A 13,029-nucleotide genomic window follows, 5' to 3' on the forward strand; every position below is an offset into this window, starting at 1 on the left:
TTCCCTTCATCTACCTTTACTCGATTAGCTCGCTCGAGTTGCAAGGAGTTCTGATAGCAACCGCCGGTGCGCAGTCGTCGCCACCAACCGGTGGATTTCGTGAGAAGGGACTGTGTTTAACCCTCTGAGTTATTTTCGACGTCTTCAGCCGAGCAGCGGATCGCGCTCACGCTCGCCCATCGCCCATATGACGTGGGACACGAGCAGATTCGGGCGAAGTGTTTCGCGGACTGGCGTCTTCCTGAAAAAGCAGATCTGGCTCTGGCCGATCATTGCGACTGCTCTGCTTTCGCTCCTTGCCTTCGGTGTGCATCGCGCGATCGAGTTTACCATGAAGGAGTCACTACGGTCTCAATTGCAGACCCTGCTGGATGTCGAAATCGCGATGCTGGAAAACTGGATCAAAACCCAGTCGGCCAATGCCACACTGGCTGCGAACGATCCGCGGATCCGGGAAACAATCTACGGAATACTGGAAGTCCACGAAGCGGGCCTCGATCAGGCTCCACAGACACGGTTACCAGAACTCTACAAGCAATTGCAGAAGCAGATGAGTCCCGTGATGTCGCTGCACGACTTCGTCGACTATTTCGTGGTCGACAAATCTCGTCACATCATTGCCTCGTCGGTTGAAGGGCTGACAGGAAAGAAAGACATCCTTGAGTTCGAAACATTTGTAGCTCCCGCGATGGCAGGCGAGACAACGATCTGTGCCCCCTTTGCCAGTCAGATGACCATGAAGGACGATGCCGGTGTGCCTCGCACCGGGGTCCCGACAATGTATGTCTGCGCACCGCTGCGCGATGCCAACTTTGAAGTTGTTGCGGCTGTCGCCCTGCGAATTCGACCCGAGTTCGAGTTTACGCGAATCCTTCAGCTGGGCCGCTTTGGCACGTCGGGGGAAACCTATGCGGTGAACAAGTCAGGACTGATGGTCTCGAACAGCCGCTTTGATGATTCTCTGATTCTCATTGGAATTCTGGCAGACCAGCCGGGTATCCGGTCCATCGTGAACATTCAGGTGCGCGATCCGCAGGGGGATCTCACGAAAGGACATCGCCCCAATGTAAGACGGACTCAGTTACCCCTCACGCGTTCGGCAGCTTCCATCGCGAAGGAATCGTCGGGGATCGATCTGGACGGGTTTCGAGACTACCGGGGTGTCACAGTCATCGGGGCGTGGAAATGGATGCCTGAGATTAACCTGGGGGTGATCTCCGAGATCGATGCGGCGGAAGCGTTTCAGCCTTTGAGCATCCTGCAATCCACGTTCTGGGTACTGCACGGACTGCTCGGCTGCTGCTCGATCGCGATTTTTGTCTTCACGGTCATGGTTCGACGTCTGCGTCGACAGGCGCAGAAAGCCGAGATCGAAGCGCAGCAACTGGGCCAGTACACACTGGAGAAAAAGCTTGCCGCAGGGGCGATGGGTGTTGTCTACAAGGGACACCATTCCATGCTGCGACGCGAGACCGCGATCAAAATGCTGGACGTCGACAAGGTCAACGACGCTTCGCTGATCCGGTTCGAACGGGAAGTCCAGATTACCTGCAAGCTGAACCATCCTAATACCGTTGCCATTTATGACTATGGCCGCACACCCGAAGGTCTCTTCTATTATGCGATGGAATACCTGGATGGAATTAACCTGCAAACACTCGTTGAAAACTACGGCCCCCAGCCGGAAGGGCGTGTAATCCATATCTTGACCCATATCTGCGGGTCCCTTTACGAAGCGCATTTACTGGGACTCGTGCATCGCGATATCAAGCCGGCCAATATCATGATTAATCGCCGCGGCGGAGAAACCGACGTGGTGAAAGTGCTCGACTTCGGACTGGTCAAGGCACTCGACGAGAATAAACAGGCCGAAGCAACTATCTCGAACTCCCTCACGGGAACGCCTCTTTACATGGCGCCCGAAGCAATCCAGGCACCGAACACCGTCGATGGACGAAGCGACCTCTATGCGGTCGGTGCGGTTGGCTACTTCCTGCTGACAGGCAAACCGGTCTTCGACAGTTCCAGCCTGGTTGAACTCTGCCAGCAGCACGTCGAGACTGTGCCTCGTTCGGTTTCTGACCGACTCGGAAAGCCGGTATCACAGGAACTGGAACACGCCATTATGGCCTGTCTCGAAAAATCACGGAATCGGCGTCCGGCCACGGCCCGTGATCTGGCGGACCTTTTGCGACGTTGTCCTACAGCGGGAACGTGGTCAATGGACGATGCGGATGCGTGGTGGAGTCGACATGAGCGAGGCCTCGGCGCTGTGGCGAATACAGAGAAATCACGCGCCTATGAGCGGACAATCATCGGCGGCATGACCGAAGAACAATAAAAGCAGTCTTATCTGAGGCAATTTAGTTCTTTTTTTGAGAATCAAACTCTTCGAGAGTTGCAGGCATTTTTCATTCTCAGGCCGAAAAAACTAAACGAACGTGCGCAGCAATAACTAACCTTACGTACACGTCGTTGACTGGTTGTTCGGATTCGACGTGTTCATAATCTCAATGCTCGCCGAATCGGCTGACGAAAAGATGTTTGTCGGAGATCAATGTGCCTTGGCCTGTTGAGTTGGGTTTAATCGTACTGCTGGCGTTGTTAAATGGCTTCTTCGCCGCAGCAGAGATTGCGATATTAACGGCGCGTCGAGGGCGACTGGAACAATGGGCGGATGAAGGGGATCGCTCGTCGAGTGTCGCCCTGGGGCTCGCCAACGATGCAGACCGTTTCATCCCGACGGTTCAGGTGGGGATCACCCTGGTCGGCACATTCGCTTCTGCGATTGCCGGCGCTCACCTGAAAGAACCACTGGAAGGACTGCTCGCTCGTTCGTCCATGCAGTTGATCGTCGAGAACAAGTCGAGCCTCTCCTTTACCATCGTGGTCTTCGGCGTCGCATTCCTTCAGTTAATCCTGGGCGAACTGGTTCCCAAGCGGATTGCATTCCAGAATGCCGAGCCGATCGCGCGCATCGTGGCCTACCCCATGATGATCTTGCAGCGAATCACGCGGCCGGCGATCTGGTTCCTGCATGCAACAAGTAATCTGGCCCTGCGGATCCTGGGTCAGAAAACGGATCAGCAACACACTGTCTCGGTGGAAGATATCCAGCATTTGATCACAGCCGGGACGGAAGCGGGACTATTGGAAGAGTCCGAACAGAAAGTCGCGATGGAAGCGCTCCGTCTGGGGGATCGCACCGTCACGGAAATTCTGAGGCCCCGCGTCGACATCGACGCCCTGGATGTGGATACACCCTCCAACGAGGTCATCGGCGCCATGGCGATGTCCGGCTTCTCACGTATCCCGGTCTGCGAAGGAACGATTGATCACATCCTCGGGTTCGTCTATCTCAAGGACGTATTCCTTCAGCAGTATCTCGGTCGGCCAATCGACTTGCGGCGGATGATTCGGGCACCCCTTTTCATACCCAAGTCCATTACGATCACACGGCTTCTGGCCCTGTTTCGTGAACACAAGACCCAGCTCGCAATTGTGCTGGACGAATACGGCGGAACACAGGGAATGGTAACGCTGGAAGATGTGCTCGAAATGCTGGTCGGTGACATTCACGACGAACACCGGCACGGACGTGATGGTGACAGCCACGAGCCGGATATCGTGCATCGTGAGGATGGCAGCCTCTCTGTCGACGGCACCTGCAACCTGCATGAACTGGAAACCGCTCTCGATATTTCCCGCTGGACCGATCCCGTGCCGCGGGGGGTTGGTACGATATCGGGATTGGTTCTGGCTCTGTTAAAACGTCCGCCTCACATTGGTGACGTCTTGAACTGGAACGATCTGCGAATTGAAATTGTGGACATGGATGGACCGAAGATCGATCGGCTGCTGATTCAGCAAGTCTCTGAGAACAAAAACGACACATCCGAAGCCAGCGATCCTGCCTGACCTTGAGTGCCATACTGGCCGAGCGAGCGACCTTCAAAGCGACTTTTGTCGCCTCGATTTCTCACGCCATGCCCCCTTCATGCCGGGGTGTCGGCAGGACATCAGAGCACATTCCTGTGTTCTCGATCACGAACAGCAAGGTCGCCTGCTGCGCCCAGGTCAGTTGGACGCGCGGGCGCAACTGTCCTGACGTCCACGCCCAAAATCCTTGACGCTGGCTTCACGTTGCTCGTTGTGTTATCTCTTTTCACAGACAATTGGCGTTTCGCCCGTTCGTATTGTCGCATTCTGTCGAAAGATTTCCTGAATGGAACAACTATTAATCAGCGTGCAGAATTTGCTCGTCGCGGGATGGGACGTCCTGGTAACGTTACTCGCGGTGATGACCCCGTGGACGCCTCTGATTGCGTGGGTCGCTTTCTGGCTGCTGGCGGTCAACTGGGAAAAGCTGTATTCCGTGCTGGCTAACGGGGCCGTGATCGGAGTTGCCCTGATTGGCCTGATGATGATCCTGGTCTGGGGACTCGTCGCTCCACCTCCCGATGGGGTGCATCACCTCTTCGGACTGCATCCCTCTAATTTCGTGGGCAAAACCGTCTACATCACCATTCTCTTCACCATTATGGCCTTATGCGGGTCGGTCCAACTCTCGGGAGCGTACAGTTCGCTAACCCAGTTCGAAGAGGAAGAGACGGACGATGCAGAACACGCTGATCAATCGCATGGTCATCACGATCATGCTTCCGTGCATCACGCTGCGTCGCATGACAGCCATTGAGTCGCTCGTCTTTTCGGGAATGCTGGCCTAATAACCTCGCTTCTATTCGCCCCTCTATGAACAGCGAATGGAACAGAATTCTGACCAGTTCCGGCATAGCTCATTCGTTCGATCGTCGACCGGATGGTCGAAGTGACCAGTGGGCTCTTCAACACATCAGCCGGGAAGCGGGACTGAAAATTGTCTGATAGATTGTCGCGAGAAGAGAAGATTTTTTCGGTGTTGGGCGAGTTTGTCGTCCGGGCGTGGCCTGCGGTTCTCATCGCGTGGGTCGCGGCCGTCGTCTGCGCAACGATCGCTGCGCCACCACTGGAACGCGTCGCCCAAACAGAAGAGTTTGCGTTCCTTCCGGCAGACAGCCCCAGCCATCTGTCCGAACAACTCTTTCGCAAGGCGTTCCCTGACGGCTTTGTTCCCAGCCGGATCGTGGTGATCGCTACCCGGGAAAGTGGGATTACGCCAGAAGATGAAGATTTTCTGGACGACTCGGTCGACGAAGCAGAGCATCCGGTAACTCATCCCGACCGCAAGTTCGAACTCCACGAACAACTCCTACACCTGCAGCAGGAACAGGAGAACCCCGAGCACGATGAGGCCAAAATCATCTCGGGAATTCGGACATTCCGTGATCCGAACGCAGGAGAATTGCTCAAAAGCGACGATGGCAAAGCGCGCCTGATTCTGGTGGACCTCACCACAGAATTCATGGACGGCCGAAACCGGACTCCGGTCGGCAAGATCGAAGCGATCCTGAAAAGCGAGGAATTCGCGAAGGCGATCCCCGAAGGTTTGACGGTCCAATTAAGCGGCGAAGCAACGGTCGGCCGGGACATGATCAACGCAGCCAAGGACAGCGCGAAAGCAACTGAGTGGCTCACTTTCATCCTGGTACTGATTCTGCTTGGTGCCATCTACCGCTCCCCCGCACTCGCTTTTATTCCGCTGGTGACCGTTGTTGTCGCTGTGCAGCTCTCAATGTCGCTGCTAATACTGCTGGCGAGCCACCAGTGGGTCATTCTGTTCCAGGGGATTGAGTCCTACGTTGCCGTGCTGATGTACGGTTCCGGAGTCGATTACTGCCTGTTTCTGATCGCGCGCTACAAAGAAGAAATCGACGCTGGCGTCAGCTATGACGAAGCGGTTTCCAATAGTGTGACCAAGGTCGGCGCCGCCATCGCTGCCAGTGCTGGGACGGTCATCTGCGGCATCGGCATGATGATTTTCGCAAAATTCGGCAAGTTCCGGGACGCAGGGGTCGCCATCTCTTTCGGACTGACCATCGTCCTCGTTGCGTCACTGACGTTTACTCCTGCCCTGCTACGACTCACGGGCAAATGGGCCTTCTGGCCTCAACTGAGGACGGAACGAGTCAGCGGTGGCTGGATCTCGTCGACTTCACTCTGGACGCGATTAAACGAAATTCACTGGCTGCAGAACACCTGGGAAATCGTCGGCCGCGCGTTGCTCAAGATGCCCATGGCCATCTGGGTCGCCAGTATGCTGCTGATGCTTCCGTTCGCGATTGTGGGGGTTCTGTTCTATTCCCACCTGAGTTACGGGCTCCTTTCCGACCTGAGCGTCAATTCCCCCAGCGTCCAGGGAACCGAGGCAGTCCGCAATCACTTCCCGGCGGGGGCAACCGGATCAATTACGGTTCTGCTGAAGAACGACGACGTCGATTTTACGGATGAGGCAACAGGCTTTGCGTGGATCGATGAACTGACCGAAGCGATCTCGACCGAAGAAAAACGAAACGAACTTCAGCTGGCCGATATTCGGACCGTTTCCCGCCCGCTGGGGGGAAAAGAAGAGCGAATCCTCGACATGGCAGCAGGGGGTCGACGACGCGTCGCGATGCAGAAATCGCTGGAGTACTACGTCTCGTCGGTGAACCATCCGACCCACGTCACACGGTTAGAGATGACGGCGGAACTGGATCCATTTGCACGGGACAGCATTGAGCAGCTCACTCGGCTGGAACAAGAGATCAAGCGCCTCCTGCCCGACGAATTGAAGTCGAAGACCGAGATTCTCGTTTCCGGATCGACGGCCAGTATTCGCGACCTGAAATCGGTGACCGACCAGGACCAGGTTCGAATTGATTTACTCGTCGTGGTCAGCGTCTTCTTTATTCTGGTCCTGTTACTGCGGCGCGTCGCACTGTGCACGTATCTGATTCTGACAGTCCTGTTCAGCTATCTGGTCGCGCTGGGGGCCACCTACACCTTCTTCTGGGCAACGGATCCGCAGTTCGCAGGACTGGACTGGAAGGTCCCCATGTTCCTCTTCACAATCCTGATCGCCGTGGGAGAAGACTACAACATCTTCCTGATGACCCGGATTGATGAAGAACAGCGCAAGCATGGACCGGTGAAGGGCGTCATCGAAGCGCTTTCGAAGACCGGAAGAATCATCTCCAGTTGCGGCATTATCATGGCGGGGACGTTTGCATCACTCTGTGCCGGATCGCTCAAAGGGATGATCCAGCTCGGCTTCGCCCTCGCTTTTGGCGTTCTGCTCGACACCTTCGTGGTTCGTCCGATCCTGGTTCCAGCCTATCTGGTCCTGCTACACAGCGGTCGCTTCGGAAAATTCGGCACCTGGCTGGGGGGACCTCCGGTAGAGCCTGCAGCCCCCGTAGACACCCCCTCATCGACGTAAGAGACTTGCCCCATGACGAACGACCGGCATTCCAGCCGCCGCCAGAAATTGATTCAGGCCATCCGCAAGGGGGGTATCGCTGGTCTGCTGGTGTCCAACTCCAAGAACGTCTCGTACCTGACCGGATTCACGGGTGAGGACTCGTATCTGCTGATTGGCCCGACAAACGTCCAGATCTTCAGCGACAGTCGCTTCGAGACCCAGCTCCAGATGGAATGCCCAGGCGTTCCGGCAATGATTCGGAATTCGAAGACAACGATGATCGAATTCCTGGCTCAGGAACTGATCAAGCACAAGCTTCCCAATCTGGGCATCGAAGCAACATCGATGACGGTCGATGTGAGGGACAACCTGGCCGACAAACTCGGATCAGTGACGCTGGTGGCGAAGACCGGGCTTGTCGAAGAATTGCGTCAAATTAAGGATGCGGGCGAGATCGAAGAGCTGCGACTGGCTGTTGATCAGGCCGAACGAGGCTTCTCGATCATGAAGTCGATGCTGATGCCAACCATGACCGAACGCCAGGCCGCACACGACCTCGAACATGGGATGAGACGGTTCGGAGCTCTCAAAGCGGCCTTCGAACCGATCATTGCCGTGGGTGATCACGCCGCACTTCCACACTATCGGGCTGGACTGCGACGATTTGAAGAGTCTACATTTGTGCTTTGTGACTGGGGTGCGGTCAGCCCCCAGGGCTATCACAGTGACTTGACGCGAGTTTGGAGCACCGGTAAAGTCCCGCCCAAACTCCTCAGGATATATGGAGTTGTGTTAAACGCACAGCAAGCGGCGATTGCTGCCATTCGTCCCGGTGTCAAATGCCAGGACGTTGACAGGGTTGCCCGTGCGGTGATCGAGGAAGCAGGATACGCGAAATACTTTGGTCATGGACTGGGACATGGTATCGGGCTGGACATCCATGAAGGCCCTCGACTGAGTCCCATTTCCAGCGAAGTTTTAAAGCCTGGTATGGTAGTCACCGTCGAACCTGGAATATACCTTCCCGGTATTGGTGGTGTTCGAATCGAAGATGATGTGGTGGTAACGCGAGACGGGTACGAAGTCATAACGTCCGTCTCTCGTGAGTTGGGGGGTTGATGACGTGAAACGGGAAACGGATGGGACTCCCCCGAAACCGACGAAAAGGAAACGCATGGCTGAACCACAGTCCTCCGGGAATGCTCCGTTTGATCTCGAAAAGCTGCAACAGCTCGTTGAGATGATGGAAAAGCACGGGCTGAGCGAAGTTCATTTGCGCCGCGGCGATGAACAGTGGCGGTTACGACGTGGGGCGAAGGAAGTCTTGCAGACGGTGCCTCAGCCCTCTGTCCAATACCTGCCGCCACCGCCTCCAGCAGCGGCCGCCGCTCCGGCAGTGCAGGCATCTGCGCCGGCAGCTCCTGCTGCGGCAGACGCTAACGCTGGCGGCCTCTCGATCAAGAGTCCGACCATCGGTACGTTCTATTCGTCCCCCTCGCCCACGGATCCCCCCTTCGTCAGCGTGGGAACCGTGGTCACACCTGAGACCGTCGTCTGCACGATTGAGCAGATGAAGGTCTTCAATCAGATTCAGGCTGGGGTCAGCGGGACGATTACAGCAGTGCTCGTCCAGAATGGCGACGCTGTTGAATTCGATACACCGCTGTTCCGTTACAAGAGTTGACTGACCCTCGAACACGGAATCGTTTCACTCTATGTTCCAGCGTATCCTGGTCGCCAATCGCGGCGAAATCGCTTTGCGAGTCTTTCGAGCCTGTCGTGAGATGGGTATTGAAACTGTTGCCGTATGTAGTGCGGCCGATCGCGGCGCCGACTATCTCAAGGCAGCCAACGAGTCGATCTGTATCGGTCCCGCTGCCGCTAACCAGAGCTATCTGGTCATCAAGAATATCATCGCAGCGGCCGAGATCGGCAATGTCCAGGCAATCCATCCTGGATATGGCTTTCTCTCTGAGAACGAACACTTCGCCGAAGTCTGCCGCGAGTGCAAAATCGAATTCATTGGCCCCTCGGCCGATGCCATGTCGAAGCTCGGCGACAAGGTCACGGCAAAAGAAATCGCCAAACAGGCTCAGGTGAACCTGGTCCCCGGCAGCAACGGCCTGATCACCAGTGAAGCCGAAGCCCTGGTGATCGCCGAACGGATCGGCTATCCGGTCCTGATCAAAGCGACCGCCGGCGGTGGTGGCAAAGGGATGCGCGTTGCCCGCAACGACATCTCGCTGAAGGCGGGACTGAAGGCCGCCGCGATGGAAGCGGAAAAGGCCTTCAACAATGCCGGGGTCTACCTCGAAAAGTACATCGAGAACCCACGCCACGTTGAAGTACAGATCATTGCCGACACACACGGCGAAGTCGTTCACCTCTGGGAACGCGACTGTTCTTCCCAGCGACGACACCAGAAGCTGATCGAGGAATCTCCCGCCCCAAATCTTCCTCTTTCGGTTCGTGAAGATATCTGCAAGGCGGCTGTCCGACTGATTCAGGCGGCCAAATACACGAACGCCGGAACCGTCGAATTCATCGTCGACAAGAACAACCAGTTCTACTTCATCGAAGTCAACGCACGAATTCAGGTCGAGCACCCTGTGACCGAAATGGTCACGGGAATTGACCTGATCCAGCAGCAGATTCGCGTCGCTTCAGGCGAACCGCTTCCCTGGAAACAGAGGGCCATTCCCTGCCAGGGTGCCGCCATCGAAGTCCGAATCAACGCGGAAGACCCCGACAACGATTTCCGTCCGTCCCCCGGAAAGATCACGAAATTGCGTGTCCCCGGAGGACATGGTGTCCGCTGGGATTCGCATATCCATGAAGGCTATGTTGTCGGACCGTACTACGATTCCATGATCGGGAAACTGATCGTCCACAAGCCGACGCGTCCGGAAGCCATCGCCTGCATGAAGCGATGTCTGGACGAATTCGTTGTGGAAGGGATCAAGACGACAATTCCGCTTCTCAAACGAATCCTGAACCATACTGCCTTCGTCGAAGGCAAAATGGATACGACATTTATTGAACAGAACCTGCTCGTAAAATCGAGCTGAGAATTCGCGCTCGCCGCAGTGATCTGCCCCCTTGAACCTTCTTTGGTGGTGGCGAAAGTTCTTGTGGCGGCCATTTCCACATGACGAAAGGCTGAATGCTATGAAGGTTGGTCTCTTGACTGGCGGGGGCGACTGCCCAGGTTTGAACCCGGTCATCCGCGGTGTCGTTCGTTCGATCCACAATGCTGGCGGCGAATGCGTCGGTTTCATCAATGGATGGAAGGGCGCCATTAACGGCGACACGATGCCCCTCACCATCGAAAATACCGATGACATCATTTGGAAGGGCGGGACCATTCTCGGTTCGTCCCGAACCAACCCCTACAAAGAGAAAGATCGCGACGTCCCCAAGCTGCTCGAAACCTACAAGAAAGTGGGTCTGGATGCGCTGGTCGCGATCGGCGGTGATGATACCCTCGGCGTGGCCAGTAAACTTTACGCTGACTACAAGTTGAACACCGTCGGCTGCCCCAAGACCATTGACAACGACCTCAGCTGCACCGATGTCACGTTCGGTTTTGACACGGCAATCAACATCGCCGTGGAAGCGGTGGAACGCGTCCGCACCACGGTCGAATCACATCGCCGGATCGGTGTTGTTGAGACGATGGGACGTCACGCCGGCTGGATCGCCTGCGAAGTAGCTATGGCCGTCGGGGCTGACTACGTTCTGCTTCCCGAAGTCCCCGTCAACATCGACGAGATGTGCGAACTGCTGAAGAAACGCCGCGCCGCTGGCAAACAGTGGGGTATGATCATCGTCAGCGAAGGAGCCAAGTTGCTCGGCGCAGAGACGGTTACCCGTAGTGCGAGTGTCGATGCCTTCGGTCACGAGCAATTGGGTGGCATTGGACAACGTGTCGCGCAGCTCATCACTGAGAAAACCGGAATCGAAACTCGCGAAGTCGTGCTGGGCCATATCCAGCGCGGTGGGTCCCCCACAGCGTTTGACCGCGTTCTGGGAACTCGCCTGGGACTCGGAGCAGGTCGACTGGTTCAGGAAAAGAAGTTCGGCCGAATGGTCGCTCTCGCCGGAACCAGCATTATCGACGTTGCGCTTGCTGATGCTGTCGGCCAGATGAAGAAAGTCAGCCAGGACTGGATCGACGACGTCTACGCCTTCAGTAAGTAAGACGCAGAACAGCGAGCGAAAGCACCAGAGTGATCTGGAACGCCTCTCAACCGGAGCAACACCTGCCGATGGAAGAGCCTGGCGTGCTAATACGGTGGGTGATCTTCCTCTTCGCCGGAGGAGACGCTGGTCGCCTCGCCGTCATCGCAACCGGTTCGCTGGTGCTTATGCTGTTGTTGCCACGAAAGATGCCCCAACTACGCCCAAAAGTAGTCGGGGCTCTTTTCGTGATGGGGGGTGTGTTTACTCTCTGCAGTCCCCCACCTCTCTCCGCTGGGTACATGGTCGTGTCGGCACTGTGGCTGACAATCATCATGTGGTCGTTAAGAACTCGCGGAGACGCGGTCACTGCTTCGCCGGAAGCAGGTTTTCCGAATTCCCCTCGCGGATTGCGGCGAACGATCCTGCTGCTTGGATCGCAGGTCTGGCTGCTGAGCGGGATCATGCCTGAAATTCCACACCTCGTCTTTCCTCCACGTCCGATAGAGATCAACGAGCTATTGGTCATCGGTGACTCAGTGACGGCGGGGCTGAATGATGGCGAAGATACCTGGCCACGAAAGCTTGCTCGAGAATCCAGAGTGAAGGTTCATGACGCCTCGCAGCCCGGAGCGACATTGAAGTCTGCTCGAACGCAGAATGAGCAACTCGCCGACGAAGACGGGCTCGTCGTACTCGAAATTGGCGGCAATGACATGCTGGAAGGACTTCCCGTCGAGACCTTTGAACGGGACCTGGATCAGCTACTAACAGAAGTGACCCGCTCCGGACGATCGATTGTCATGCTCGAGCTGCCGCTGCCCCCATTCTCGGGCGGTTATGGTCTTGCCCAGCGACGGCAAGCGCAACGACATCGCGTTTCGCTCATCCCGAAACGGCAGTTCACCAGCATTCTGACCACTGGGGGGGCGACAGTGGACGGCATTCACCTTTCGGATCGAGGCCAGGCAATTCTCTGCGGGTGGATTCGCTCCCTGTTTGGCGATCAGCTCAAATCGGGATCCGGCTCTTATCACCGTCATGAGTCGCGGCACAGAGGCCCGGTAAGCGCAAACTGAGTTCCCGCCGCCGCGACCCTCTACTTCGCTGTAACAGCGAAGAGGATCCCCGGGACACGAAGCCCGAGTGAGGGATTCTTGGGCGTATCTTGAACGGATCTGTTGCCAATGCCCAGCCGTTCAATTCAATGCGCATATCACGCATTGAATTGAGAAGGGAGATAGACACGAGTGAAGTAGTAAGTGGCTAATCCGAACCCGATACAAACGACAACCCACCGGACTGCGTTCTGGTCGAGCTTACGTGCGATACTCGCACCAATGAAGCCCCCCGCGATCCCCGCAAAGATCATCGGGACGGCGTACGACCAGTCGACCTTGCCGTTATAGACAAACACGGCCACGGACGTTCCATTGATGGCAGACGCGAGCAGACTTTTCAGCGCATTCATGTGATGAATGTCGCTGATTCCAATGAGGGCCAGCGAACTG

The 13,029-nt window shown here is 56.2% G+C and carries 10 protein-coding genes; 9 read left to right on the plus strand and 1 reads right to left on the minus strand.

Features of this window, described 5'->3' with window-relative positions:
* Positions 1 to 331: 331 nt before the first annotated feature.
* The 9 genes from VGE80_RS08005 to VGE80_RS08045 all read left to right on the plus strand — a co-directional run bounded on the left by VGE80_RS08005 (position 332) and on the right by VGE80_RS08045 (position 12,597).
* On the plus strand, positions 332 to 2,341 hold the full coding sequence (locus tag VGE80_RS08005) for a serine/threonine protein kinase (protein ID WP_440592280.1): 2,010 nt from the start codon (positions 332 to 334) through the stop codon (positions 2,339 to 2,341).
* A gap of 218 nt (positions 2,342 to 2,559) precedes the next feature.
* Entirely contained in the window at positions 2,560 to 3,918 is a 1,359-nt protein-coding gene (locus VGE80_RS08010) for a hemolysin family protein (RefSeq protein ID WP_373649794.1), read from the plus strand.
* Between the two features lie 307 nt (positions 3,919 to 4,225).
* Entirely contained in the window at positions 4,226 to 4,696 is a 471-nt protein-coding gene (locus VGE80_RS08015; RefSeq protein ID WP_440592281.1) for a hypothetical protein, read from the plus strand.
* 180 nt (positions 4,697 to 4,876) lie between these two features.
* Positions 4,877 to 7,357, plus strand: a complete 2,481-nt coding sequence (locus VGE80_RS08020; RefSeq protein WP_440592282.1) for an MMPL family transporter — start codon at positions 4,877 to 4,879, stop codon at positions 7,355 to 7,357.
* Between the two features lie 12 nt (positions 7,358 to 7,369).
* The gene (locus VGE80_RS08025) at positions 7,370 to 8,458 is read left to right on the plus strand and encodes a M24 family metallopeptidase (RefSeq protein ID WP_440592283.1); all 1,089 of its coding nucleotides are present in this window, start codon (positions 7,370 to 7,372) and stop codon (positions 8,456 to 8,458) included.
* A 55-nt stretch (positions 8,459 to 8,513) separates the two neighbouring features.
* Positions 8,514 to 9,023, plus strand: coding sequence for an acetyl-CoA carboxylase biotin carboxyl carrier protein (gene accB / locus VGE80_RS08030; protein WP_373649790.1), 510 nt, complete (start codon positions 8,514 to 8,516; stop codon positions 9,021 to 9,023).
* 31 nt (positions 9,024 to 9,054) lie between these two features.
* Entirely contained in the window at positions 9,055 to 10,407 is a 1,353-nt protein-coding gene (gene accC / locus VGE80_RS08035) for an acetyl-CoA carboxylase biotin carboxylase subunit (RefSeq protein ID WP_440592284.1), read from the plus strand.
* Between the two features lie 100 nt (positions 10,408 to 10,507).
* Positions 10,508 to 11,539 carry a 6-phosphofructokinase gene (locus VGE80_RS08040; RefSeq protein ID WP_373649788.1) on the plus strand — a complete coding sequence of 344 codons (1,032 nt, stop codon included), beginning with the start codon at positions 10,508 to 10,510 and terminating at the stop codon, positions 11,537 to 11,539.
* Positions 11,540 to 11,622: 83 nt separating this feature from the next.
* Positions 11,623 to 12,597 carry an SGNH/GDSL hydrolase family protein gene (locus VGE80_RS08045; protein ID WP_440592285.1) on the plus strand — a complete coding sequence of 325 codons (975 nt, stop codon included), beginning with the start codon at positions 11,623 to 11,625 and terminating at the stop codon, positions 12,595 to 12,597.
* A 137-nt stretch (positions 12,598 to 12,734) separates the two neighbouring features.
* Here VGE80_RS08045 and VGE80_RS08050 read toward each other — a convergent pair.
* Positions 12,735 to 13,029 (minus strand): TSUP family transporter (locus VGE80_RS08050; RefSeq protein ID WP_440592286.1); only part of this gene is annotated, 295 nt, incomplete at its 5' end.

The organism is Schlesneria sp. (assembly GCF_036405755.1).
In the GTDB taxonomy this organism is placed as follows: domain Bacteria; phylum Planctomycetota; class Planctomycetia; order Planctomycetales; family Planctomycetaceae; genus Schlesneria; species Schlesneria sphaerica.

What these genes read in the sequence shown, in the direction of transcription:
- VGE80_RS08005 (WP_440592280.1), top strand. Translation starts at nt 332, where the DNA reads ATGAAGGAGTCACTACGGTCTCAATTGCAGACCCTGCTGGATGTCGAA.
- VGE80_RS08040 (WP_373649788.1), top strand. Translation starts at nt 10,508, where the DNA reads ATGAAGGTTGGTCTCTTGACTGGCGGGGGCGACTGCCCAGGTTTGAAC.
- VGE80_RS08015 (WP_440592281.1), top strand. Translation starts at nt 4,226, where the DNA reads ATGGAACAACTATTAATCAGCGTGCAGAATTTGCTCGTCGCGGGATGG.
- VGE80_RS08025 (WP_440592283.1), top strand. Translation starts at nt 7,370, where the DNA reads ATGACGAACGACCGGCATTCCAGCCGCCGCCAGAAATTGATTCAGGCC.
- accB (WP_373649790.1), top strand. Translation starts at nt 8,514, where the DNA reads ATGGCTGAACCACAGTCCTCCGGGAATGCTCCGTTTGATCTCGAAAAG.
- accC (WP_440592284.1), top strand. Translation starts at nt 9,055, where the DNA reads ATGTTCCAGCGTATCCTGGTCGCCAATCGCGGCGAAATCGCTTTGCGA.